General features: G+C 72.0%; 26 protein-coding genes and 4 tRNA genes. 23 read left to right on the forward strand and 7 right to left on the reverse strand.

Annotation, left to right across the window (positions count from 1 at the left end):
• Positions 1-126 precede the first annotated feature (126 nt).
• Positions 127-1,005 (reverse strand): S1C family serine protease, encoded by an 879-nt coding sequence (locus CTE05_RS03235; RefSeq protein ID WP_146844800.1) that lies wholly within the window; start codon positions 1,003-1,005, stop codon positions 127-129.
• Positions 1,006-1,209: 204 nt separating this feature from the next.
• Here CTE05_RS03235 and CTE05_RS03240 point away from each other — a divergent pair, with 204 nt between their 5' ends.
• Positions 1,210-1,704, forward strand: a complete 495-nt coding sequence (locus tag CTE05_RS03240) for a hypothetical protein (RefSeq protein WP_146844670.1) — start codon at positions 1,210-1,212, stop codon at positions 1,702-1,704.
• Between the two features lie 58 nt (positions 1,705-1,762).
• On the opposite strand, the gene CTE05_RS20135 is transcribed toward CTE05_RS03240, so the two are convergent.
• Complete coding sequence (locus CTE05_RS20135; RefSeq protein WP_186814719.1) at positions 1,763-1,921, reverse strand: hypothetical protein; 159 nt, start codon at positions 1,919-1,921, stop codon at positions 1,763-1,765.
• A 179-nt stretch (positions 1,922-2,100) separates the two neighbouring features.
• Here CTE05_RS20135 and CTE05_RS03245 point away from each other — a divergent pair, with 179 nt between their 5' ends.
• Positions 2,101-2,901 (forward strand): isocitrate lyase/PEP mutase family protein, encoded by an 801-nt coding sequence (locus CTE05_RS03245; RefSeq protein ID WP_146844671.1) that lies wholly within the window; start codon positions 2,101-2,103, stop codon positions 2,899-2,901.
• 112 nt (positions 2,902-3,013) lie between these two features.
• Positions 3,014-3,517: a GNAT family N-acetyltransferase gene (locus CTE05_RS03250; protein WP_146844672.1), complete on the forward strand. Its 504-nt coding sequence runs from the start codon at positions 3,014-3,016 to the stop codon at positions 3,515-3,517.
• 77 nt (positions 3,518-3,594) lie between these two features.
• On the opposite strand, the gene CTE05_RS03255 is transcribed toward CTE05_RS03250, so the two are convergent.
• From CTE05_RS03255 to CTE05_RS03265, 3 genes are all read right to left on the reverse strand, one after another.
• Positions 3,595-3,669, reverse strand: a tRNA-Val gene (locus CTE05_RS03255).
• Between the two features lie 32 nt (positions 3,670-3,701).
• Positions 3,702-3,772 (reverse strand) — tRNA-Cys (locus CTE05_RS03260).
• A 55-nt stretch (positions 3,773-3,827) separates the two neighbouring features.
• Positions 3,828-3,899: transfer RNA gene (locus CTE05_RS03265), tRNA-Gly, on the reverse strand.
• A gap of 146 nt (positions 3,900-4,045) precedes the next feature.
• On the opposite strand from CTE05_RS03265, the gene CTE05_RS03270 reads away from it, so the two are divergent.
• Together CTE05_RS03270 and CTE05_RS03275 are read left to right on the forward strand one after the other, a co-directional pair.
• Positions 4,046-5,113, forward strand: coding sequence for a chorismate-binding protein (locus CTE05_RS03270; protein ID WP_246123229.1), 1,068 nt, complete (start codon positions 4,046-4,048; stop codon positions 5,111-5,113).
• A 4-nt stretch (positions 5,114-5,117) separates the two neighbouring features.
• Positions 5,118-5,981, forward strand: coding sequence for an aminotransferase class IV (locus tag CTE05_RS03275; protein WP_146844674.1), 864 nt, complete (start codon positions 5,118-5,120; stop codon positions 5,979-5,981).
• Positions 5,982-6,035: 54 nt separating this feature from the next.
• On the opposite strand, the gene CTE05_RS03280 is transcribed toward CTE05_RS03275, so the two are convergent.
• Complete coding sequence (locus CTE05_RS03280; protein ID WP_056095121.1) at positions 6,036-6,464, reverse strand: SsgA family sporulation/cell division regulator; 429 nt, start codon at positions 6,462-6,464, stop codon at positions 6,036-6,038.
• Between the two features lie 298 nt (positions 6,465-6,762).
• Here CTE05_RS03280 and CTE05_RS03285 point away from each other — a divergent pair.
• The 9 genes from CTE05_RS03285 to CTE05_RS03325 all read left to right on the forward strand — a co-directional run bounded on the left by CTE05_RS03285 (position 6,763) and on the right by CTE05_RS03325 (position 14,635).
• Positions 6,763-6,835: transfer RNA gene (locus tag CTE05_RS03285), tRNA-Val, on the forward strand.
• A 133-nt stretch (positions 6,836-6,968) separates the two neighbouring features.
• A complete protein-coding gene (thrS, locus tag CTE05_RS03290; protein ID WP_146844675.1) occupies positions 6,969-8,981 on the forward strand; it encodes a threonine--tRNA ligase in 2,013 nt (670 codons plus the stop codon).
• A 1-nt stretch (position 8,982) separates the two neighbouring features.
• Complete coding sequence (locus CTE05_RS03295; RefSeq protein ID WP_146844676.1) at positions 8,983-9,534, forward strand: HIT family protein; 552 nt, start codon at positions 8,983-8,985, stop codon at positions 9,532-9,534.
• A 7-nt stretch (positions 9,535-9,541) separates the two neighbouring features.
• Positions 9,542-10,153, forward strand: coding sequence for a phosphatidylinositol phosphate synthase (gene pgsA, locus CTE05_RS03300; RefSeq protein WP_146844677.1), 612 nt, complete (start codon positions 9,542-9,544; stop codon positions 10,151-10,153).
• Positions 10,150-11,112: a phosphatidylinositol mannoside acyltransferase gene (locus CTE05_RS03305; RefSeq protein WP_146844678.1), complete on the forward strand. Its 963-nt coding sequence runs from the start codon at positions 10,150-10,152 to the stop codon at positions 11,110-11,112. Before pgsA ends, CTE05_RS03305 begins: the two co-directional genes overlap by 4 nt.
• Positions 11,109-12,335, forward strand: a complete 1,227-nt coding sequence (locus CTE05_RS03310) for a glycosyltransferase family 4 protein (RefSeq protein WP_146844679.1) — start codon at positions 11,109-11,111, stop codon at positions 12,333-12,335. The genes CTE05_RS03305 and CTE05_RS03310 overlap by 4 nt, the downstream gene beginning before the upstream one ends.
• A complete protein-coding gene (locus CTE05_RS03315; RefSeq protein WP_146844680.1) occupies positions 12,332-12,988 on the forward strand; it encodes a hypothetical protein in 657 nt (218 codons plus the stop codon). Before CTE05_RS03310 ends, CTE05_RS03315 begins: the two co-directional genes overlap by 4 nt.
• A 97-nt stretch (positions 12,989-13,085) precedes the next feature.
• The gene (gene pdxS, locus CTE05_RS03320) at positions 13,086-14,009 is read left to right on the forward strand and encodes a pyridoxal 5'-phosphate synthase lyase subunit PdxS (RefSeq protein ID WP_146844681.1); all 924 of its coding nucleotides are present in this window, start codon (positions 13,086-13,088) and stop codon (positions 14,007-14,009) included.
• A complete protein-coding gene (locus tag CTE05_RS03325) occupies positions 14,006-14,635 on the forward strand; it encodes an NUDIX hydrolase (RefSeq protein WP_186814720.1) in 630 nt (209 codons plus the stop codon). Before pdxS ends, CTE05_RS03325 begins: the two co-directional genes overlap by 4 nt.
• 1 nt (position 14,636) lies before the next feature.
• On the opposite strand, the gene kynU is transcribed toward CTE05_RS03325, so the two are convergent.
• On the reverse strand, positions 14,637-15,869 hold the full coding sequence (kynU, locus tag CTE05_RS03330; RefSeq protein WP_146844683.1) for a kynureninase: 1,233 nt from the start codon (positions 15,867-15,869) through the stop codon (positions 14,637-14,639).
• A 48-nt stretch (positions 15,870-15,917) separates the two neighbouring features.
• Between kynU and pdxT the strand changes: the two genes are divergently transcribed.
• The 9 genes from pdxT (at position 15,918) to CTE05_RS03375 (ending at position 23,903) form a co-directional block, all read left to right on the forward strand.
• Positions 15,918-16,520 (forward strand): pyridoxal 5'-phosphate synthase glutaminase subunit PdxT, encoded by a 603-nt coding sequence (gene pdxT, locus CTE05_RS03335; RefSeq protein WP_146844684.1) that lies wholly within the window; start codon positions 15,918-15,920, stop codon positions 16,518-16,520.
• Positions 16,521-16,572: 52 nt separating this feature from the next.
• Entirely contained in the window at positions 16,573-17,328 is a 756-nt protein-coding gene (locus tag CTE05_RS03340) for a YebC/PmpR family DNA-binding transcriptional regulator (RefSeq protein WP_146844685.1), read from the forward strand.
• Positions 17,329-17,381: 53 nt separating this feature from the next.
• The gene (ruvC, locus tag CTE05_RS03345; protein ID WP_146844686.1) at positions 17,382-17,948 is read left to right on the forward strand and encodes a crossover junction endodeoxyribonuclease RuvC; all 567 of its coding nucleotides are present in this window, start codon (positions 17,382-17,384) and stop codon (positions 17,946-17,948) included.
• A gap of 84 nt (positions 17,949-18,032) precedes the next feature.
• The gene (gene ruvA / locus CTE05_RS03350) at positions 18,033-18,644 is read left to right on the forward strand and encodes a Holliday junction branch migration protein RuvA (protein WP_146844687.1); all 612 of its coding nucleotides are present in this window, start codon (positions 18,033-18,035) and stop codon (positions 18,642-18,644) included.
• Entirely contained in the window at positions 18,637-19,695 is a 1,059-nt protein-coding gene (gene ruvB / locus CTE05_RS03355) for a Holliday junction branch migration DNA helicase RuvB (protein WP_056587950.1), read from the forward strand. The genes ruvA and ruvB overlap by 8 nt, the downstream gene beginning before the upstream one ends.
• Before the next feature lie 114 nt (positions 19,696-19,809).
• Positions 19,810-20,238 (forward strand): preprotein translocase subunit YajC, encoded by a 429-nt coding sequence (gene yajC / locus CTE05_RS03360; protein ID WP_146844688.1) that lies wholly within the window; start codon positions 19,810-19,812, stop codon positions 20,236-20,238.
• A gap of 85 nt (positions 20,239-20,323) precedes the next feature.
• A complete protein-coding gene (gene secD / locus CTE05_RS03365; RefSeq protein ID WP_146844689.1) occupies positions 20,324-22,237 on the forward strand; it encodes a protein translocase subunit SecD in 1,914 nt (637 codons plus the stop codon).
• Positions 22,237-23,328, forward strand: coding sequence for a protein translocase subunit SecF (secF, locus tag CTE05_RS03370; RefSeq protein ID WP_146844690.1), 1,092 nt, complete (start codon positions 22,237-22,239; stop codon positions 23,326-23,328). Before secD ends, secF begins: the two co-directional genes overlap by 1 nt.
• On the forward strand, positions 23,325-23,903 hold the full coding sequence (locus CTE05_RS03375) for an adenine phosphoribosyltransferase (RefSeq protein ID WP_146844691.1): 579 nt from the start codon (positions 23,325-23,327) through the stop codon (positions 23,901-23,903). Before secF ends, CTE05_RS03375 begins: the two co-directional genes overlap by 4 nt.
• Positions 23,904-23,935 lie beyond the last annotated feature (32 nt).

Raw genomic sequence — 23,935 nt, forward strand, 5'->3', positions numbered from 1 at the left:
CACGCTCGCCGTGGAACGACCGATGCTGATGCGTGGACGACGTCACGAGGCTCCCCTGGGCCAATCCCGTCGACGCCGTCGCCGCCCTGCGACGAGCAGCGGCCGACGCCGCGCGCGGGTAGCCGGCTAGGTGACGAGCTCGCGGGGGAACACGATCACGTCGACGAGCGCTCCGTTGCGCCACACGGTGATCTCGATGCGGCGGTCGATGGCGTCCTCGACCATGAGCTTCTGCACGGCGGTCGCCGTGACGACGCGGCTGCCGTCGAGCTCGACCACGATGTCGCCCCGGTGCAGGTCGGCCAGGGCGGCAGGACTGCCGGGGGAGACCCCGGCGATCTGCAACCCGGTCGGGGACCCGATCCGGTCGACCAGGTGCGGAGGCAGCGGGACCTGGGCGCCGACGATGCCCAGCCACGCCCGACGGACCCGGCCCGTCGTCATCAGCGCGGTGATGATCTCCCGGGTGGTGGTGTTGATCGGCACCGCCAGGCCGACCCCGATGCCCGCCAGCGCGGTGTTCACCCCGACCATCCGACCGGCGCTGTCCGCCAGGACACCGCCGCTGTTGCCGGGGTTCAGGGCAGCGTCGGTCTGCACGACCTCGTCGACCACCCGGCCCGACGCCGTGGGGAGCGACCGGCCGAGCGCGGAGACGATGCCGGCGGTGACGCTGCCCGCCAGACCCAGCGGGTTCCCCAGCGCGACGACGAGCTGGCCGACCCGCAGCTGGGCTGCGTCGCCGAGGGTGACCGGGGCGGGAACGTCGCCGCGGGCGAGCAGCACGGCGAGGTCGGAGAGCGGGTCTCGCCCGACCACGTCGGCCGGCAGGGTGGTGCCGTTGCTGAACGCCGCCGTGGCGAGCGTGGCGCCCGCCACGACGTGCGCGCTGGTCAGCAGGTAGCCGTCGGCGGTGATGACGCTCGCGCTGCCGGCACCGGTCCCGCGTCCGGTCCGGACGCTCAAGCTGGCGACGCTGGGCAGCACCGCCTCCGCGACGGCCATGACCGTGTGCGAGTAGGCGTCCAGGGGCTCGTCATCCACGGCGTCTACAGCGACAGCCGCAGGCCCGGTATGCCTCGGTTCGCCCCGGGCGCAACGGTTGCCAGTGCCTACCGCGTCGTCCGAGCCCTCCGGTGAACCCGACGCCTCCGCTTCTCGTCTCACCACTGTCGGGCCCGTTGTGGGCTCGCGGAGAGAGGATTGACGATGAAGACGATCCTGAGACGCGCAGCGGTGGCCGCGGTGGTCGTGCTGACCGCTGGACTGGTCGGAGCCCCGGCGGCGTTCGCCGGTGGCGGGCACGGCGGTGGGCACGACGGTGGTGGGAAGACCATCCTGAGCGCCGAGCTGGCTGGCAGCCTGACGACCGACCCCGTTCTGTTCCAGGCGGCACCCGGCGGCGCCGACTGGGTGATTCGCGACGGCGAGGTCCGCCTCCGCCACGACGGTCGGCTCGACGTCCGGGCCAAGGGCCTCGTCCTGACCTCGACCGGCGCGAACCCGGTCACGCAGGTCTCGGCGAGCGTCGCGTGCAACGGCGCCGTGGTCGCGACGACGGCCGTCGTACCGTTCTCCGCCACGGGCGACGCCAAGATCCGCGCCACCGTCACCCTGCCGCAGCGGTGCATCGCCCCGGTCGTGCTGCTGAACCCGCGCGGGAACGCGGCGGTCTACATCGGCATCACCGGCACCGAGGGCTGAGGCTCCTCCGGTCCGCGGTCGCGTCAGTCCCGGCCGCGGACCGGGTTCTTGGGGGTGCTCAGTGCGTCGCTGCAACCAGCAGACGACGCAGGAGCCACAGGTGGGGCATCGGGCGTGCGCTCTGCGGACGCGCGGCGCACGCCAGTCGGTGCTCGGCTTCGACGGCGAGCTCCCGGTCCCTGGCGTGGTAGTCGATGAGGAACAGCTCTGGATCCATGTGGGGTCTCCACTCTCTCCGGTTTCCTGGTGGCGCCGGGGTCTCCGGCTTGTCAGCACTGTGGGCCTCCAGAGGGGTGTCCACCAGGGCCGTTCGTCCCCCTCGGCGGACCGCCCACAGGTCCACCCGATCGGCATAGAGTGCGAGGACGTGGCTCGCTGACGGGGTGTGGTGCGGACATGGTCGAGGATCGGGTCGCCGAGTTCCATCGGTTGCACCGTGCGGGGTGCTTCGTGATGCCGAACCCGTGGGACGTCGGGAGCGCGCGGGTCCTGGAAGGGATGGGGTTCCCGGCGCTGGCCACGACGAGTGCCGGCCTGGCCTGGTCGCTCGGCCTCCCGGACGCCCAGGTCACCCGCGACCAGACGCTCGAGCACCTCCGGCTGATCGCGGGCGCAGTCTCGGTGCCGGTCAACGCGGACTTCACCAACGGCTACGCAGTGGATCCCGTCGACGTCGCGGCGAACGTGACGCTGGCCGCGCAGACCGGGATCGCCGGCCTCTCGATCGAGGACTCCTCCGGGGACGAGGCCGAACCGCTCTTCGCCTTCGACCTGGCCGTGGAGCGAGTGGCCGCGGCACGCCGAGCGATCGACGAGAGCGGCACGGGCATCGTCCTGACCGGCCGCTCCGAGGGGTTCGTCTGCGGCCGTCCCGACATCGACGAGACGATCAGACGGCTCCGTGCCTACGCGGACGCCGGCGCTGACTGCCTCTACGCTCCACGGATCGACAACCTGGAGCACGTGTCCGCCATCGTGGCCGCGGTCGCACCGAAGCCGGTGAACCTCCTGATCAACTCCCCGTTCACCACGGTCGCCGAGGCCGCGCAGCTCGGGGTCCGCCGCATCAGCGTGGGGGGCACGCTCGCCCGGACCGCGTGGGACGGAGCGCTGTCGGCCGCCCGAGAGATCGCCGAGCGAGGAACGTTCTCGCGGTTCCAGCGCCTCCCCGACGTCGAGGCCCTGTTCGCCGACTGAGGCCGGCAAGGAGATCGATCGCCGACGCATATCCGCTTCTGGCTCCGCGCTGTCCAGCCATACGCTGCGGGGCGCGCCCGCGACGGGCGCGCCCCGCGAGCCCGGAGACGACGTGCTGATCCGACCCGAACGCCCCGACGACGACGACGCCATCGACCGCCTGACCACCGCCGCCTTCGAGCCGCAGTCGTTCAGCAACGGCTCCGAGGCGCCGATCATCCGGAGGCTGCGCGCGTCCGGCGACCTGACGCTCTCGCTGGTGGCGGAGGACGACGGCGACGTCGTCGGGCACGCTGCGTTCTCTCCTGTCACGATCGACGGCTCGCACGACGGCTGGTTCGGGCTCGGGCCGATCTCCGTCCGGCTCGACCGGCAACGGCAGGGGATCGGACGGGCACTGGTGGCCGAGGGTCTGCGGTGGTTGCGGGAGCACGGCGCGCGCGGATGTGCGCTGATCGGTGACCCGGCCATCTACGGCCGGATGGGCTTCACGGGCGACGGGCCGCTGTCGTACCTCGACCTGGACCGCGCAGCCGTCCAGCAGGTCACGTTCTGGGGCCCTCCGCCGAGCGGCGAGCTGCGGTTCGCGCCCGCGTTCGACGTCGAGGGGCGCTGAGCCTCGGGAGGACGCGCCGGGCAAGGGGAGAGGCCGCTCCGGATTCATCCGAAACGGCCTCTGACCTGCGGTGATGATGGTGGGCGATACTGGGATCGAACCAGTGACCTCTTCCGTGTCAGGGAAGCGCGCTACCGCTGCGCCAATCGCCCATGGTGAACCACGGGTACTGCATCGTGATACGAGGTGGAGATGGGATTCGAACCCACGTATACGGCTTTGCAGGCCGCTGCCTCGCCACTCGGCCACTCCACCGTGAGACCGCAGTCCTCAGCGGCTGCGGTCAGCCGATCAGGAGTGTCTGCCTCCGAGCGGACGACGGGATTCGAACCCGCGACCCTCACCTTGGCAAGGTGATGCTCTACCACTGAGCCACGTCCGCACAGCACGTCTCCCCGGCATTCACCGGTGTTCCGTGTGCGTCCCGAACTCTAACTGACGATCTCCGCGAGAGTCCAACTGGCTCCGGGCACCCGGGTGATCGCGCGGATCGCAGGCTGCCGGGCTGCTGCTCGGTAGCGTGTGGGCGTGCCCGAGCAGACCGTCAGTCGGCGTGGCGTCGCGTGGTTCGCCGGTGTGGAGGCGACCGGCGTCGTCGAGGTCGTGGACGTCCGGGCGCAGCCGGAGCGGCTCACGGAGCCCGGCTGGTGGGCGGTCGTCGGCGACTTCGAGGGGTCGGTGCGCGCGTGGCGGTTCGAGGCGGTCGGCCCGGCGGGACCCGGGGACGGTCGCGGGTGGAGCGGCCCGTCGCCGACGTCGTGGACGTCCTCGCTCGACCGAGCCGAGTACGTCGCCGCGGTCGGTCGGGTGCGGGACCACATCCAGGAAGGGGACGTCTACCAGGCCAACCTCTGCCGGGTGCTGAGCGCTCCGCTGCCCGGCGAGCCCGACGCCCGCGCCCTCGGGGCGCTGCTGGGAGCGGGCAACCCGGCGCCGTACGCGGGTGGGGTGCAGGTGCCGGGGGAGGTGTGGGTGGTCACCGCCTCGCCGGAGCTGTTCCTGCGCGTCGAGGGCGGCGTCGTCACGAGCGGCCCGATCAAGGGGACGGCCGCGACGCCGGACGCGATGACGGACAAGGACCGTGCGGAGAACGTCATGATCACCGACCTGGTCCGCAACGACCTGCAGCGGGTCTGCGTCCCGGGCACGGTCGAGGTCACCACACTGCTGGGTGAGGAACGTCACCCCGGTCTGGTCCACCTGGTGAGCACGGTGCAGGGCGTGCTGACCGACGAGGTCGCCGCCGCCGCTGACCTGTGGACGCGGCTGCTCGACGCCACCTACCCACCCGGCTCGGTGTCGGGTGCACCGAAGTCGTCGGCGCTCGACATCATCGCGGCGCTGGAGACGACCCCGCGCGGTCCGTACTGCGGGGCCGTCGGGTGGATCGAGGTCGGTGCCGACGGGAGCGTGCGGGCCGAGCTCGCCGTGGGTATCCGGACGTTCTGGTGGGCAGACGACGTGCTGCGGTTCGGCACCGGCGCGGGGATCACGTGGGGGAGCGACCCGGAGGGTGAGTGGGCGGAGACCGAGCTCAAGGCCGCGCGGCTCGTCGGCCTGGCGTCGGGTGGGGGCGCAGGGACGATGACAGACTGACCCGATGAGTGTCGTGATCTGGTCGAACGGTCGTCTGCACGGTCCCGAGGACCTCCTCCTGTCCGGTGTCGACCACGGGCTCACGGTCGGCGACGGCGTCTTCGAGACCTGCGCGGTGTACGACGGCACGGCGTTCGCGCTGAGCCGTCACCTGCGACGCCTGAAGCGGTCCGCGGAGGGCCTGGGCCTCGCCGCTCCCGACGAGGGCGCGATCCGGGAGGGTGTCGCCGCGGTGCTCGCGGACGCCGGTCCCGACGTCGGTCGGCTGCGCATCACGCTGACGGGTGGGCCGGGGCCGCTCGGCTCGCACCGGTTCGCGGCCGAGGACCAGCACCCGAGCATCCTCGTGCTCGCGGGACCCGGAGCGCGGTCCGAGGTCTCCCGGGTGATCCGCGTGCCGTGGGTCCGCAACGAGCGGTCGTCGGTCGCCGGCCTGAAGACGACGTCCTACGCCGAGAACGTCGTCGCCGTCGCGGAGGCGTACCGGCGGGGCGCCGACGAGGCCGTCCTGGCCAACACGGTCGGGGAGCTGTGCGAGGGCACCGCGTCGAACGTCTTCGTCGAGCGCGACGGGGAGCTGGTCACCCCGCCGCTGTCGAGCGGCTGCCTGGCCGGCATCACCCGCGAGCTGCTGCTGGAGTGGTCGGCCGCCGCAGGCCTCCCGGTCCGCGAGGCGGCGGCGGGGGAGCTCCGGTACGAGGTGCTGGACGAGGTCGCCGCGGGGTCGGCACACCTCATGATGAGCGGCTCGATCCGCAACGTGTCGCCGGTGGCCAGCCTCGACGGGGTCGACATCGACCTCGGACCGGTCTCGCTCGAGGCGCAGCACCTCTTCCAGGCGCGGCTGGCCGACGACCTCGACCCGTGACACACGACGACCGGCCCCGCCTCGAGGCGGAACCGGTCGTGGAGAAGATCTGTGTCAGGCGGTCAGGAGAGCGGCGATGAGCGCCGTGATCTCGCCTTCCATCCGGTCGCTCTCCGTGCCCAGGGGCACGAGGGCCTCGGTCCCGGCGAGGAAACGCTCGATCGGCTCGGTGGGAGCGGCCAGCAGCGCACTGCCCTCGACTCCGCTGAGCGACACGAGCGTGTAGTCGGGGTCTTCGTCGCGCCACACCTGCACGTCACCGGTCCCGGCGGGAGCATCAGCCGTCGCGTGCATCCCCAAGGAGAGGAGCTCGCGGCCGATGAGCCAGGTCGACATGGTGTGGGGGCCCGTGAAGACCGCGCGCACCGTGTACGGATCGGAAGTTCTGAAGGAGAACTCGGCGCTCACCGGGATGACGCTGGCGTCGGAACCGATGAGCTGCATGGCGACGACCTCGACGACGTCGTAAGTCGAGCTCGGCATCGGGTCCTCCTGTTCACAAGGGCTGGAGGTCCCATCATGGCAGGCCAGGTGCCCGATTGGACCGGTACCGGGCCCGAGTTCACCCGGAGGGACGCGCCCCGATGGTCCGGCGACGCGCGACTGCACCCGTCCTGGCGACCGCAGGTCCCTTGACTTCGGCGCGATGACCTGCAACGAACCTTCGGGAGTCCGGTTCGGAATCTCGACCCGAGCCGGGTAGCATCCTCCTCGATGTCACCCGCGGGTCGTCGTCATCATGGCACCCAGCGTGTCGCGATCGGCGGTCCTCGCGCACGACGGGCGATTGGCTCAGTTGGTAGAGCGCCTCGTTCACACCGAGGAGGTCATCGGTTCGAGTCCGGTATCGCCCACTCGATCAGAAGGGGTCGGCCCCACCAGGCCGGCCCCTTCTGCCGTGCATATGAGGTCCGGCGGTCGACGAGCCCGCCGGTAGCATCGAGGGGCTCGCCGCCAGGGCGAGCGGCCACGAAGGAGGCTGTACCGGTGCCCGAGCTCATCACCCTCACCGTCGACGGGATCGCGACCACGGTGGAGCCGGGGACGACGGGTACCGACCTGTACTCCTCCCGGCGTGACGTCGTCGTCGCCCGCGTGGACGGTGAGCTGCGCGACCTGCACCTGCCGCTTCCCGACGGCGCCGTCGTCGAGGCCGTCACCGTCGACGAGCCCGACGGCCTCGCGGTGCTGCGGCACTCCGCGGCGCACGTGCTGGCGCAGGCCGTGCAGGAGATCAACCCGAAGGCACGCCTCGGCATCGGACCGCCGATCACCGACGGCTTCTACTACGACTTCGACGTCGACACCCCGTTCACCCCGGACGACCTCAAGGCGATCGAGAAGGTCATGGGCCGGATCGCCAAGGAGGGCCAGACCTTCCGGCGCTGGGACGTGACCGAGGAGCAGGCGCGCGCCGAGCTGCGCGACGAGCCGTACAAGCTGGAGCTCATCGGGCTCAAGGGCGACCCGCAGGCCGCCGACGGCGCGTCGGTCGAGGTCGGCCTGGGGGGTCTGAGCATCTACCAGAACGTCCGGGGCGCCGGCCGCGAGAGCGAGCAGGTCGTCTGGCAGGACCTGTGCCGCGGGCCCCACGTGCCCAGCACCAAGGTCCTGGGCAACGCGTTCCAGCTGACCCGCTCGGCAGCCGCGTACTGGCGCGGGTCGGAGAAGAACCCGCAGCTCCAGCGCGTGTACGGCACCGCGTGGCCCACCAAGGACGAGCTGCGCGCCTACCTCGAGCGCATCGCCGAGGCGGAGCGCCGCGACCACCGTCGTTTGGGCACCGAGCTCGACCTGTTCTCCTTCCCGGAGGAGATCGGCTCCGGGCTGGCCGTGTTCCACCCCAAGGGCGGCATCATCCGCATGGAGATGGAGCACTACTCGCGGCGACGGCACGTCGAGGCGGGGTACTCCTTCGTCAACACCCCGCACATCACCAAGGAGCAGCTGTTCCAGATCTCGGGGCACCTCGACTGGTACGCCGACGGCATGTACCCGCCGATGGTCCTCGACGAGGAGCGCGACGCCGAGGGGCACGTCCGCAAGCAGGGGCAGAACTACTACCTCAAGCCGATGAACTGCCCGATGCACAACCTGATCTTCGCGGCGCGCGGACGGTCGTACCGGGAGCTTCCGCTGCGGCTGTTCGAGTTCGGCACCGTCTACCGGTACGAGAAGTCGGGGGTCGTGCACGGCATGACCCGCGCGCGCGGGTTCACCCAGGACGACGCGCACATCTACTGCACGCGCGAGCAGATGAAGGACGAGCTCACCAGCCTGCTCACCTTCGTGCTCGACCTGCTCAAGGACTACGGTCTCGACGACTTCTACCTGGAGCTGTCGACCAAGAACCCGGACAAGTTCGTGGGCTCGGACACGGTCTGGGACGAGGCGACCGAGACGCTGCGGCAGGTGGCCGAGGCGTCCGGGCTGGACCTGGTTCCCGACCCGGGGGGTGCCGCGTTCTACGGCCCGAAGATCTCCGTGCAGGCCAAGGACGCGCTCGGCCGCACCTGGCAGATGTCGACGATCCAGCTCGACTTCAACCTGCCCGAGCGGTTCGAGCTGGAGTACACCGCGCCCGACGGCACCCGGCAGCGCCCGGTGATGATCCACCGCGCGCTGTTCGGCTCGATCGAGCGGTTCTTCGCCGTGCTCACCGAGCACTACGCCGGGGCGTTCCCCGCGTGGCTCGCCCCGGTACAGGTCCTGGCCGTGCCGGTCGCCGAGCCGTTCGAGGGCTACCTCGACGACGTGGTGAACCAGCTGCGGTCGCACGGGATCCGGGCCGAGGTCGACCGCTCCGACGACCGGTTCGGCAAGAAGATCCGCAACGCCAGCACGCAGAAGATCCCGTTCGTGCTCATCGCCGGCGGCGAGGACGCGGACGCGGGTGCCGTCTCGTTCCGGTACCGGGACGGACGCCAGGAGAACGGCGTGCCGGTGGCGGAGGCGATCGAGCGGATCGTCTCGGCGGTGCGCGACCGCGTGCAGGTCTGACGTGACCGAGTCCGCCGAGGACTTCGCGGGCGTACCGGACGGGTTCGAGCGGCTCTGGACCCCGCACCGGATGGCATACCTGGGCGGGCAGGACAAGCCCGTCGACGGTGCCGCCGGCGAGGGCTGCCCGTTCTGCCGCATCCCGACCCTGAGCGACGAGGTCGGGCTGGTCGTCGCGCGCGGTGCCCTCGCGTACGTCGTGCTCAACCTCTACCCGTACAACTCGGGGCACCTGCTCGTGTGCCCGTACCGGCACGTCGCCGACTACACCGAGCTGACGGAGCCGGAGGTCGCCGAGGTGGCGTCGCTGACCCGGACGGCGATGCACGTCATGCGGACGGTCTTCGCGCCGCAGGGCTTCAACCTCGGCATGAACCAGGGCGACGTCGCCGGTGCGGGGATCGCCGCGCACCTGCACCAGCACGTGGTGCCCCGGTGGGGCGGCGACTCGAACTTCCTGCCGATCGTGGCCCGCAGCCGCGCGCTGCCCGAGCTGCTCAGCGACACGCGGACCCGGCTGTCGGCCGCCTGGCCGACCGCACCGAAGGGATGATCGGCACGTGCTGAACGGACTGCGCGGTGCGATGACGCGCTTCTTCACACCCATCGCCAAGGCGTTGCTGCGCCTGGGGGTCTCCCCGGACGCGGTGACCATCGGCGGGACGCTCGTGGTGGTCGTGACCGCGCTCTGGGCGTTCCCCACCGGGAACTTCCTGCTCGGCACGCTCGTCATCGCCGTGTTCGTGCTCACCGACTCGCTCGACGGCGTGATGGCGCGGCAGGCGGGACGGTCAGGGCCGTGGGGGGCGTTCCTCGACTCGACGCTGGACCGGTTCGGTGACGGCGCGATCTTCGCCGGTCTCGTGCTCTGGTTCACCGCGGGTGGCGACGACCGGCTCTCCGCGGTCCTCGCGCTCGCGTGCCTCGTGCTCGGCTCGATCGTGCCGTACGCCCGCGCACGCGCCGAGGGGCTGGGCATGACCGCGTCGGGCGGGATCGCCGAGCGCGCGGACCGTCTCGCCCTCGTGCTCGTGGCGACGTTCGCCGTGGGCGTCGGCGCCCCGACCGTGGTCCTCACGGTCGTGCTCGGCCTGCTCACGCTGGCGTCGGCCGTCACGATCGTGCAGCGGATGTCCAAGGTGTACCGCCAGGCGGCGCAGGTGGCGGGGTGAAGGTGGACGTCGCCCGCGCCTACGCGACCGCGTGGAAGGTCGCCGGCAAGCTGCCCGGGCCCGTGCTGCGCGCGCTGTGCGACGCCGCCGCGGACGTCACGTGGCTGCGTCGCGGCGGTGGGGTGCAGCAGCTGGAGAAGAACCTCGCGCGCGTCCGCCCCGAGCTCGACGCGCGGGGCGTGCGCCGGCTGGGCCGCCTGGGCATGCGGTCGTACATGCGGTACTTCGGGGAGGCGTTCGCCCTGGCGAGCATGACCCCCGACCGCGTGGACGCGCGCGTGCGGGTGGTCGGCCTGGAGAACGTCCGGGTGCACACGGACAAGGACCAGGCCATCGTCCTCGCGCTCGGGCACACGGGGAACTGGGACCTCGCGGGTGCGTGGTGCTCGCGCGAGATCGCCCCGGTCACGACCGTCGCGGAACGCCTCGAGCCCGAGGCGCTGTTCCAGGAGTTCGTGGCGTTCCGGGCGAGCATCGGGATCACGATCCACGCACTGACCGGTGATGGCGACGTCTTCCGCAAGCTCGTGCGTGCAGCGCGTGACGGTGCAGGGATCCTGCCGCTGCTGGCCGACCGCGACCTCACCTCGAAGGGTCTGGAGGTCGACCTGTTCGGGCACCGGGCGCGGGTGGCCGCGGGTCCGGCGGCGCTGGCCATCACGACGGGCGCGCCGCTGGTGACGACCGTCATCTCCTACGAGCGCCTCCGGGGCGCCCAGCGTCGTGCGGCCGGTTCGCCGTGGGGCATCGTCATCCAGTTCAACAGGGCCATCGAGCTGCCCGAGGACGTGCCGCGAGCCGACCGGGTGCGCGCGATGACCCAGGCGTGGGTCGACGAGTTCGCCGCCGGTGTCCGGCAACGTCCGCAGGACTGGCACATGCTGCAGAAGGTGTTCGTCGAGGACCTGGACCCGGAGCGCTACGCCGCGACGCTCGCCGCGCAGGGGAGCGCCGGATGAGCCCGCGCCGCGCCGAGCGGGCGCTGCGGGTCGGCATCGTCTGCCCGTACTCCTACGACGTGCCGGGCGGCGTCCAGTTCCACGTCCGCGACCTGGCGGAGGCGCTGATCGCGCGGGGGCACACCGTCTCGGTCCTGGCACCGGCGGACGACGACACGCCGATCCCCGAGTACATGACCGCGGCCGGGCGTGCGATCCCCGTGCGCTACAACGGTGCGGTCGCCCGCATGACGTTCGGCCCGGTCACGGCTGCCCGGGTGCGCAAGTGGCTCGCGGCGGGGGAGTTCGACGTCCTGCACCTGCACGAGCCGGTCACGCCGAGCCTCGGCATGCTGGCGCTGTGGATCGCCGACGGACCCATCGTGGCGACGTTCCACACGGCCCTCATCCGGTCCCGCCCGCTCCAGATGGCCTACCCCTTGGTGCGGCAGTCGCTGGAGAAGATCTCCGCGCGGATCGCCGTCTCGGAGGACGCCCGGCGCACGCTGGTCGAGCACATGGGTGGCGACGCGGTCGTCATCCCGAACGGTGTGTACGTCGACGCGTTCACGGCCGCGACGGCCGACCCGCGCTGGACGGGGACGCCCGAGCGCCCGACCATCGCCTTCCTCGGCCGGCTGGACGAGGAGCGCAAGGGGCTGCCGGTGCTGCTCGGCGCCGTCCCCCTGGTCCTGGCCGAGATCCCGGGGGCGCGGTTCCTGGTGGCGGGCCGCGGCGAGACCGGACCCGACGAGGTCCGTGAGCTGCTGGGAGACGAGGCAGCGTCGGCCGTCGAGTTCCTCGGCGGGATCTCCGACGAGGACAAGGCCAACCTGCTGGCCTCGGTGGACGTGTACTGCGGCCCGCAGACGGGTGGCGAGAGCTTCGGCATCGTGCTCGTCGAGGCGATGAGTGCCGGCGCAACGGTCGTCGCGAGCGACCTCGGCGCGTTCTCGCGCGTGCTCGACGACGGCGCCGCCGGCGTGCTGTTCCGGACCGGTGACAGCGCGGACCTGGCTGCCACGCTCGTGCGCGTCCTGCGGGACGCGGACCTGCGCGCCACGGTCTCCGCGCACGCGCTCGAGGTGGTGCGCCAGTACGACTGGGCGACCGTGACCGACCAGGTGCTCGCCGTCTACGAGATGGTCGTCGCCGGTCGTGACGCCCCCGTCGGCGAGGACCCGTCGTCGGTGCGCGGGGCCCGGCTGCTCGAGCTGCGCCGGGGTCGGGGTGAGTCCCGATGAGATGGTCGGAGATCACCGTCTACGTGACGATCGTGCTCGCGCTCGCCCTGTGGTGGGTGTGGGTGGCGGCGACGCGGCTCGACCGGCTGCACCGCAAGGTCGGGACCTCCCGAGCGGTCCTCGACGCCCAGCTCGTGCGACGCGCGACCGTGGCGGCCGAGCTGGCGACCTCCGGGCTGCTCGACCCGGTGAGCTCCGTCCTCGTCGGGGAAGCGGCCTGGGCGGCCCTGTCCACCGGGGCGAGCGAGCTGCCCGGCGACCTGCTCGCGCTCGTCGGTCCCGACGACCTCCCGGTCGGCGGGGCGGCGCTCCTGGCGGTCGACCGCGGGGGGATCGAGAGCGAGCTCTCCGCGACGCTGCGCGAGGCGCTGGACGACCCCGACGAGGTGGCCGCGTTGCGGGCGGACCCCGCGGGCGACGAGCTGGTGGACCTGCTGGCGTCGTCCTGGTACCGGGTGCAGCTGGCCCGCCGCTTCCACAACGAGGCCGTCGCCCAGACGCAGCGAGCGCGGCGCGGTCCGCTCGTCCGGCTGCTGCGGCTCGCCGGGCACGCCCCGGAGCCGCGCAGCCTCGAGCTGGACGACGCCTGGCCGGAGAACCTCGGTCGACCCGGCACCCGCCGGGGCCCGGTGGAGAGCGCTCCGCCCGCCTGAGACGACGCCGGGACCCCCGGCGCGACGGACTACGATTGACCGATCCGGCCGCCCTGGTGGCCGTCCCCACACCGCACGAGGATCTGCGAGGCTCGACGTGACCAGCGAGAACAGCCAGCCCACCACCGCGACGCACGCCGGCGTCATCGGCACCGCCCGCGTGAAGCGGGGGATGGCCGAGATGCTCAAGGGCGGCGTCATCATGGACGTCGTCAACGCGGAGCAGGCGAAGATCGCCGAGGACGCCGGCGCGGTCGCCGTGATGGCGCTCGAGCGGGTCCCGGCCGACATCCGTGCCCAGGGCGGCGTCGCGCGCATGAGCGACCCCGACCTCATCGACGGCATCATCGAGGCCGTCTCCATCCCCGTCATGGCGAAGGCCCGCATCGGCCACTTCGTCGAGGCGCAGGTGCTCCAGTCGCTCGGCGTCGACTACATCGACGAGTCGGAGGTGCTGACCCCCGCCGACTACGAGCACCACATCGACAAGTGGGCCTTCACGGTCCCCTTCGTCTGCGGTGCCACAAACCTGGGCGAGGCACTGCGCCGCATCACCGAGGGCGCGGCGATGATCCGCTCCAAGGGCGAGGCCGGCACCGGTGACGTGTCGAACGCGACGACGCACATGCGCACGCTGCGCGACCAGATCCGCCGCCTCACGTCGCTGCCCGAGGACGAGCTGTTCGTCGCCGCCAAGGAGCTGCAGGCGCCGTACGACCTGGTCAAGGAGGTCGCCCAGGCGGGCAAGCTCCCGGTCGTCCTGTTCACCGCGGGCGGCATCGCGACCCCGTCCGACGCGGCGATGATGATGCAGCTCGGCGCCGAGGGCGTGTTCGTCGGCTCCGGCATCTTCAAGTCGGGCAACCCGGCCGAGCGTGCCGCCGCGATCGTCAAGGCGACCACGTTCTTCGACGACCCGGACGTCATCGCCAAGGTCTCCCGCGGTCTGGGTGAGGCCATGGTCGGCATCAACGTCGAGGACGTGCCGGAGCCCCACCGTCTCGCCGAGCGCGGCTGGTGACGCAGGACCCCGTCACGTCGGAGGCCGCGGACGCGTCGTCCGCGGCCTCTGCCGTCCCCTCGCGGTCCAGCGCGGACGGGGGCGGTCCCGTGCACGGCCTCGGCCCGGAGTGGCGGCGCGGTGACGACGGCCTGCTCTTCCGCGAGGCGGCGCGCGTGATCCTGCTGGACGAGGACGACAGGGTGCTGCTCATCCGCGGGCACGACGTGGACCAGCCCGACCGCAGCTGGTGGTTCACGGTCGGCGGTGGGATCGACGACGGCGAGGACTCGTCGTCCGCTGCCGTGCGCGAGGTCCGCGAGGAGACCGGGATCGTCCTCGTCGTCGAGGATCTCGTCGGCCCGGTGTTCACCCGGTCCGCGATCTTCGACTTCTATGCCGAGCACTGCCGGCAGGACGAGATCCTCTACCTCGCGCGGGTGCCCGCGTCCGCGTTCGACGCCGTCGACCGTGCCGGCTGGACGGAGCTCGAGCACGACGTCATCGACGAGGTGCGCTGGTGGTCGCTGGACGACCTCGACCGCGTCGACATCGAGGTCTTCCCGGACCGTCTGGTCGACCTGGTCCGTGGTCTGCTGCCGGTGTGGGACGGCGAGACGAGACACCTCGGGCTGGTGCGCGAGTAGGTCAGGTCACGGGGTTCCGCGTCGCCCAGGCGGGGTCGCGGTGCTCTCCGCCGTCCAGCACGTCGCGCAGCGCCCGCACGGCCGTCACCAGGTCCGCGTGGGTCAGGTAGGGCGCGGCGACGCCGAGGCGGACCACGTCGGGCGAGCGGAAGTCCCCGACGACCCCGCGCGCGGCCAGCGCCTGCACGATCCCGTACGCGTCGGGGTGCCGCAGCGCGACCTGCGAGCCGCGCGTCGCGTCTGCCTCCGGCGAGGCGAACGCGGAGCCCGGCAGCACGTCGGCGATCGCGTCCCGGAGGAACCGGGTGAGCGACAGGGAGCGTGCGCGGACGTCGCCGATGTCGACGCCGTCGAACGCCCGCAGCGCCGCCTCGAGGGCGAGCAGCGACAGCATCGGCGGCGTCCCGATGCGGGCGCGAGAGATGCCGGGTGCGCCCACGTACTCGTCCGCCATCGCGAACGGCTGGGCGTGCCCGTGCCACCCCGGGACGACGTTGACGAACGCGTCCTGGTGCCGGGCTGCCACGTAGCCGAACGCGGGCGCTCCGGGGCCGCCGTTGAGGTACTTGTACCCGCAGCCGACCGCGAGGTCGACGCCGTGCTCGTCGAGCCCGACCGGCACGGCACCCGCGGAGTGGCACAGGTCCCAGAGGACCAGCGCGCCGGCGTCGTGGGCGGCCGCGGTGATCCCGGGCAGGTCGAGCAGCTGGCCCGTCCGGTAGTCCACGTGGGACAGGACGATGACGGCGACGTCCGGGCCGAGCCTCCCGGGAAGCTCGGCAGGGGTGACGTGCTCGACGCGCCAGCCGACCTGCGCGGCGACGCCCGCGATGACGTACTGGTCCGTCGGGAACGACCCGGGCTCGGTGAGCACGACGGACCTACCCGGACGTAGCGCCGCCGCAGCATGCAGCGACTGGTGCAGGCGCACGCTCGTCGAGTCGCCGACGACGACCTGGCCGGGCGCTGCGCCGACGAGCCGGCCGATCGCGTCGCCGACCCGCAACGGCGCGTCCCACCACCCGTGGGTGTTCCACGACGCGACCAGGTCGTGGCCCCACTGCTGCTCGACGGCGTCCTGGACCGCGGCCGGCACGCTGCGGGGGAGTGCGCCGAGGGAGTTGCCGTCGAGATAGACGACGCCGGGCGGGAGCAGGAAACGCTCGCGCAGGTCGGTCGCGGCGTGCGCGAGGTCCAGGTCGGCCGCGCGGGCGTCGAGGTGGTCGAAGGTCACAACGCGGGAGCGTACGTCGTGACCGGTGCGCGCCTAGACTCGCCCGTCGTGACCGTGACCGTCGGAGTCCTCGCCCTGCAAGGAGACGTGCGCGAGCACGTGCACGCCCTGGAGTCCGTCGGAGCGCACGCCGTGCCGGTCCGGCGGCAGCGCGAGCTCGACACGGTCGACGCCCTCGTGATCCCCGGCGGGGAGTCGACGACGATCGACAAGCTCCTGCGCGCGTTCGAGCTGTTCGGTCCTGTCCAGGAGCGGCTGCGCGACGGCATGCCCGCGTACGGGTCCTGCGCCGGGATGATCCTGCTCGCGGACCGCGTGCTGGGCGGGATCGAGGGCCAGCAGACCCTCGGCGGGATCGACGTCACGGTGCGGCGCAACGCGTTCGGGCGGCAGGTCGAGTCGTTCGAGACCGACCTCGACATCGCCGGCATCGACGGTCCCGTGCACGGCGTGTTCATCCGGGCGCCGTGGGTGGAGGAGGTCGGTCCGGCCGCGACGGTGCTGGCCCGGGTGGAGTCGGGTCCTGCCGCCGGTAGGATCGTGGCCGTCCGCCAGGGCCCGTTGCTCGTGACCTCGTTCCACCCGGAGGTCACCGGGGACACCCGGGTGCACCAACTGTTCGTAGAGATCGTCCGCGACACCGTGCAATGACCGGCGCTGCAGCCGGGCACAGGACGCGGGAGACGAAGGGGTAGCTGAAGCGATGTCGGGTCACTCCAAGTGGGCCACCACCAAGCACAAGAAGGCCGTGGTCGACGCCAAGCGGAGCAAGCTCTTCGCCAAGCTGATCAAGAACATCGAGGTCGCGGCCCGCACGGGCGGCGGTGACCTCGCGGGCAACCCCACCCTCTTCGACGCGGTCCAGAAGGCGAAGAAGAGCTCGGTCCCGATCGACAACATCAACCGTGCCGTCAAGCGCGGCTCCGGCCAGGAGGCCGGCGGCGCCGACTACACGACGATCATGTACGAGGGCTACGGCGCCGGCGGCATCGCGGTGCTGGTGGAGTGCCTGACCGACAACCGGAACCGCGCCGCGTCCGACGTGCGGGTCGCGTTCACGCGCAACGGCGGCCAGATGGCGGACCCCGGCTCCGTCTCCTACCTCTTCTCCCGCAAGGGCGTCGTCATCGTGCCCAAGGAGGGCACCGACGAGGACGCCGTGATGGAAGCGGTCCTGGACGCCGGCGGCGAGGAGGTCAACGACCTCGGCGACGCCTTCGAGATCCTGTCCGAGGCGACCGACCTCGTCCCTGTCCGGACCGCTCTGCAGAACGCGGGCATCGAGTACGACTCCGCCGACGTCGTGTTCTGGCCCGCCACGCAGATCGAGGTCGACGCCGAGGGCGCCCGCAAGATCCTGCGCCTCATCGACGCGCTCGAGGACTCCGACGACGTGCAGAACGTCTACGCCAACTTCGACGCGTCCGACGAGGTCATGGCGGAGCTCGAGGAGGACTGAGCACGCGGCGCGGCCTCCCGGGAACGAGCCGGGGCGGCTGCGACCATGTGGCCGTGCGCGTCCTCGGAGTCGACCCCGGCCTGACCCGGTGCGGTCTCGGCGTCGTCGACGGCCTTCCGTCGCGCCGGCTGTCCATGGTGGCGGTCGGCGTCGCGACGTCCGACGCGCTCTGGGACGTCGACCAGCGCCTGCTGTCCATCGAGCGGCAGATCGAGGAGTGGCTCGAGGAGCACGCCCCGGACGCGGTGGCCGTCGAGCGGGTGTTCGCGCAGCAGAACCTGCGCACCGTCATGGGCACAGCGCAGGTGGCGGGCATCGCGATGGTCGCGGCCGCACGCCGGCGGATCCCCGTCGCGCTGCACACGCCGAGCGAGGTCAAGGCCGCGGTCACCGGGAACGGCCGGGCCGACAAGGCGCAGGTCCAGACGATGGTGCAGCGGCTTCTCCGGTTGGACGAGCTCCCGCGGCCGGCCGACGCGGCCGACGCGCTCGCCCTCGCGGTGTGCCACCTGTGGCGGCCCGCGGGGGCGCTGGGCACCCCGCAGCGCGCACCGGGCTCCCTGACGGCGGCACAGCGCGCGTGGGCCACCGCGGAGCAGGCCGCTCGACGCCGCGGCTGACCGCGTGTCTTCGTACACCTGTTCGCCTGGGTGTGCCACAGTGTGCGGCAGCAAGCGTTCTCTCGACGGCATGGAGGTTGACCGGTGATCGCGTCGGTCCACGGCACGGTGCAGGTGGTGCGGCTCGACGCCGCCGTGGTGGAGGTCGGGGGAGTGGGGCTGCTCGTGCACGCCACGCCGGCCACCCTGGCGGGGCTGCGTGTCGGGTCCTCCGCGCAGCTGGCCACGTCGCTGGTCGTCCGGGAGGACGCGCTGACCCTGTTCGGGTTCGCGGACGCCGACGAGCGCGAGATCTTCGAGACGGTGCAGACGGTGAGCGGCGTCGGTCCGCGGCTGGCACTGGCGATGCTCGCGGTGCACACGCCGGACGGGCTGCGTCGCGCGGTGCTCGACGAGGACACCAAGGCGCTCCAGCGCGTCCCCGGCATCGGCCTCAAGGGCGCGCAACGGATCATCCTGGAGCTCAAGGACCGGATCGGCGCACCCGCCAGCGTGACCGCCCCCGCGGCGGCGGTCTTCGGCGGGGACCGGCGCGACCAGGTCGTCGAGGCGCTCGTCGGGCTCGGCTGGAACGCGCGCGCGGCGGGCGACGCCGTGTCGACGGTCCTGGAGGGGACCGAGGGACCGGTGGCGGCCGACGAGGTCGCCGGCGTGCTGCGCGCGGCCCTGCGTACCCTGGGCGGTGGGCATGGCTGACGAGCGCGAGGAGCTCGTGACCGAGCGCTTCGCGGCCGAGTCGCTCGTCCAGTCCGGGGCCGACGACCTGGAGCGCGCAGCCGAAGCCGCGCTGCGTCCGCGCAGGCTCGAGGAGTTCGTCGGCCAGCGCGTGGTGCGCGACCAGCTCTCCCTGGTCCTCGACGCGGCCCGCGGGCGGGGCAAGGCGCCGGACCACGTCCTGCTCTCCGGCCCGCCGGGACTGGGCAAGACCACGCTCGCGATGATCATCGCGGCCGAGATGGGGGCCCCGTTGCGGGTCACCAGCGGTCCCGCCATCCAGCATGCGGGCGACCTCGCGGCCGTCCTGTCGTCGCTCGAGGAGGGCGAGGTCCTCTTCCTCGACGAGATCCACCGGCTCGCGCGGCCCGCCGAGGAGCTCCTCTACATGGCGATGGAGGACTTCCGCGTCGACGTGATCGTCGGCAAGGGGGCGGGCGCCAGCGCGATCCCGCTGACGCTGCCGCCGTTCACGGTGGTCGGCGCGACGACCCGTGCAGGTCTGCTGCCGGCACCGCTGCGCGACCGCTTCGGCTTCACCGCGCACCTCGACTTCTACTCCGCCGACGAGCTCGAGCGGGTGCTCGTCCGGTCCGCCGGGCTGCTCGGCGTGCCGCTCGACCACGCCGCCGCCGCCGAGCTCGCGTCACGGTCGCGGGGGACCCCGCGCATCGCGAACCGCCTGCTCAGGCGCGTGCGGGACTGGGCGGAGGTGCGCGGCGACGGCACCCTGAGCCTGGTCGCCGCGCGGTCCGCGCTCGACGTCTACGAGGTCGACGAGCTCGGCCTGGACCGTCTCGACCGTGCGGTGCTGACGGCACTGTGCACGCGGTTCGGCGGCGGACCCGTCGGCCTGACGACGCTCGCTGTGGCGGTCGGGGAGGAGCCCGAGACCGTCGAGACGGTGGCGGAACCGTTCCTCGTGCGCGAGGGCCTCGTCGGCCGGACGCCGCGCGGACGCATCGCCCTGCCGGCCGCCTGGGCGCACCTCGGTCTCGAGGTACCGCACGGATCGGGCACACTGTTCGGCTGAGCCGCCATTCCTGCGGGCGCGATGCGGAACCCCCACCGCTCTTCGTGCGTTGGAGCGGCGAGCCGCTGCGCCTAGACTGCGGCGGACACACCACCCGATCGGAGCCGTACCGCCGTGGAACTCATCCTCATCCTGGCCATCGCCCTGGGCGCTCTCTGGCTCATGTCGAGCCGTACCCGCAAGCAGCAGCGCGCGGCGCAGGAGTTCCGGAACAACCTCGTCGCCGGTGACGAGGTCATGACGGCGTCGGGTCTGCTGGGCACGGTCGTCGCCGTGGAGGACGACGTCATCACGCTCGAGTCGAGCCCCGGTGCGCACACGCGCTGGATCCGCGCCGCGATCGCCAAGAAGATCGAGCCGCCGGTCGACGAGATCGACGACGTGGAGGACGAGGCCGACCTCGACGACGAGGTCGACGAGCAGGACGACGTGGTGACCGATGCCGACCGCATCAGCCGCGCGAACGACGACGTGATCGACGTCCCGGACGACCTGTCCACGCTGCCGCCCGCCCGCAAGGACGGGGAGCCGGACACCAAGTAGACCGTTTCGGTCCGGGTGACGACGCCCGGACCTCGACCCCACCGGCCGCCTGCGCGGCCGGTGCGCGCACGAGAGAAGAACTCCGTTGGCTCCTCCTACACGCCGTCAGAGGCCGATCCGCACGCTCGTCGTGCTCGGCTTCATCATCTTCGCGCTGCTCGGCACCATCGCAGCGGGGACCAAGTGGTCCACCGCGACGTGGACGCCGAACCTCGCCCTCGACCTCGAGGGCGGCACGCAGATCATCCTGACGCCGGTCGCGGAGGGCGGTGAGGACATCTCGTCGGAGCAGATCGCGCAGGCGATCGACGTGATCCGCCAGCGCGTCGACTCCTCGGGTGTCGCCGAGGCGGAGATCACGAGCCAGAGCGGCGGCAAGATCGTCGTGGGGCTGCCCGGCAACCCGAGCGAGGAGACCATCGCACTGGTCGAGACCTCGGCGCAGATGGCGTTCCGGCCCGTGCTGGCGATCGGGAACCCGACGCCGACGGACGCCACGCCGACGCCGGAGCCGACCGAGTCGGCTGCGGCGACGGACCCCGCGGCACCGGCCCCGACCCCCACGCCCTCCGCCGCGGCGGAGGAGCCGTCGGACGAGCCGACGAAGGCTGCGCCCGACAACCCGAGCGACACCGCGTACTACATCACCCCCGCGGTCCAGGCGGAGTTCGACGCCCTGGACTGCACGGACCCGACGAACCTCACCGGTGGCGTCAACGGGGACCCGGACAAGGCCTTCGTCACGTGCGACCAGACCGGCAGCGCGAAGTACATCCTTGGTCCGATCGAGATCGAGGGTGCGCGGATCTCCAGCGCGACGTCCGGCCTGAACACGCTGCCCAGCGGAGGTCAGGGCAACAAGTGGGTCGTCAACATCGCGTTCGACAACGAGGGCACCACGCAGTTCACGGACGTCACCACGCGCCTGCAGGGTCTCGCCACGACTCCGCCGCTGAACCAGTTCGCGATGGTGCTCGACGGTCTCGTGATCTCGGCGCCGAGCCTCGACACCGGCGTGATCATCGCGGACGGCAAGGCGGAGATCTCCGGCACGTTCACGCGTGAGTCCGCGGCGAGCCTTGCCAACCAGCTGAACTTCGGCTCCCTCCCGCTCACGTTCGAGGTGGAGAGCAAGGAGCAGATCTCGGCGACCCTCGGGTCCGAGCAGCTGCAGATGGGCCTGCTCGCGGGTCTGATCGGTCTCGGGCTGGTCGTCGTCTACTCGCTCCTGCAGTACCGCGCGCTCGGCCTGGTGACCGTCGCGTCACTCATCGTCGCGGGCCTGCTCACCTACAGCGTCATCACGCTGCTGTCGTGGACGCAGGGCTACCGCCTGTCGCTGCCCGGTGTCGCCGGTCTGATCGTCGCCATCGGCATCACCGCCGACTCGTTCATCGTGTACTTCGAGCGCATCCGTGACGAGCTGCGGGAGGGCCGCACGCTGGTCGCGGCCGTCGACCGTGGCTGGGAGCGAGCGCGCCGGACCATCCTGGCGTCCGACGCGGTGAACTTCCTGGCGGCCGTCGTGCTCTACGTGCTCGCGGTCGGCAGCGTCCGGGGCTTCGCGTTCACCCTCGGTCTGACCACCCTGATCGACGTGATCGTGGTCTTCATGTTCACGCACCCGATCATGCAGCTCGTCGCCCGGACCAAGTTCTTCGGCCAGGGTCACCGGCTCTCCGGGCTGGACCCGCGGCGCCTCGGTGCCCCCGAGGGCAGCCGCTACGTGGGCCGCGGCCGGGTCGTGCACGGGTCCGAGACCTCCGAGGGTCGCGCGGTCGCGGACGCGGTCGTCGAGGACGCTCCCGCCGGCGCCGAGCCGACGCCCCGCGTCCCGGTCGCCGTCGGCGGTGGGGCGGGCGGTATGACGATCGCCGAGCGCCGTGCCGCGGCGCGCGCCGCGGAGCAGAAGGCGTCGTCGACCACCGACGCGCCGGTCGACGCACCCGCCCAGGAGTCCGAGCCCGAGTCCGGGCGCACCGAGGGGAACGAGCACTGATGGCCTCCGGATTCGCCCAGTGGGGCAACGACCTCTACACCGGCCGGCGGTCGTACGACATCGTCGGTCGCCGGAAGATCTGGTTCACGATCTCGACGATCCTGGTGATCCTCTCCGCGGTCTTCCTCGTCAAGCCCGGGCTCAACCCCGGCATCGAGTTCCGCGGCGGATCGGAGTTCGTCGTGTCCGGGGTCTCCGACACGGGGCAGCAGCTCGCGATCGACACCGTCACCGAGATCTCGCCCGACGAGCAGCCGAAGGTCACGACCGTCGGCGCCGACTCGCTGCGCATCCAGACCTCCACGCTCACCGAGGACGAGGTGACCGAGGTCAAGAACGCGCTGGCCGAGGCGTACGACGTCCCCGTCGAGAACGTCACCAGCTCCTTCATCGGGCCGTCGTGGGGCAAGGACATCTCCCAGAAGGCCATCACCGGCATCCTGGTCTTCCTGCTCTTCGTGACGATCGTCATGACGATCTACTTCCGGAACTGGCGGATGGCCGTCGCGGCTCTGATCGCGCTGTTCCACGACCTGATCATCACGGTCGGCGTGTACGCGGCGATCGGCTGGGAGGTGACACCGGCCACGGTGATCGGCTTCCTGACGATCCTCGGGTACTCCATCTACGACACGGTCGTCGTCTTCGACAAGGTGCGGGAGAACACAGCGGACACGCTCCTGCAGTCGCGCTACACGTACGCGGAGAAGGCGAACCTCGCGGTCAACCAGACGCTGGTGCGCTCGATCAACACCTCGGTCGTCGCGCTGCTCCCCGTGAGCGCGATCCTGTTCGTGGGCGCGTTCATCCTCGGTGCGGGCACGCTGCGGGACATCGCCCTCGCCCTGTTCGTCGGCATGCTGATCGGCACGTTCTCGTCGGTGTTCCTCGCGACGCCGTTCGAAGTCGCGCTGCGCGAGCGTGAGCCCGCCATCCGTGAGCACACGAAGAAGGTCCTGGACGCTCGCGCCGCACGCGCGGCGAGCGGTGAGGACGAGCCGGTCTCGGCCGAGGACCTGCGGGTCCCGGTGGGCGCGCTCAAGCCCGGTGCGCACCAGGGCGTCGCCGCGCAGCCGAAGCGCAAGCGATGACGGTTCCGGACGGCGCGGCGGGGGTGCCCACGGGCGCCCCCGCCGCGCGTGCGGACCTCCTGCGGCGCATCGACGAGCTCGTCCGGCTCGTGCCCGACTACCCGCAGCCGGGGATCCTCTTCCGCGACATCATGCCGCTGCTGGCCGACGCGGACGCCTTCGCGGACGTGATCGCGGAGATCGCCGGGCGCGTCGACGGCCCGGTCGACCTCGTCGCGGGGATGGAGGCGCGCGGGTTCCTGCTCGCCGCTCCCGTGGCGGTGACGCTCGGTGCCGGCGTGCTGCCGGTCCGCAAGGCGGGCAAGCTGCCCGGTCCGACGGCCGCGCAGTCGTACGAGCTGGAGTACGGCACGGCGACGATCGAGATCCACCCGGCGACCGTTCCGGCCGGGGCGCGGGTGCTCGTGATCGACGACGTGCTCGCGACCGGCGGCACCGCCGCCGCCACGGTGGCGCTGCTCGAGCGGTGCGGAGCCGAGGTCGTGGGACTCTCGTTCCTGGTGGAGCTCGAGGCTCTGCGTGGTCGCGACCTGCTGTCCGGCCACGCGATCGACGTGCTGCTCGCCGTGTCCTGACCAGGCGCCTCGTCGGGCCCGTGACCGTGTCA

It is taken from the genome of Cellulomonas terrae (assembly GCF_007990265.1).
Taxonomy (GTDB): Bacteria; Actinomycetota; Actinomycetes; order Actinomycetales; family Cellulomonadaceae; genus Cellulomonas; species Cellulomonas terrae.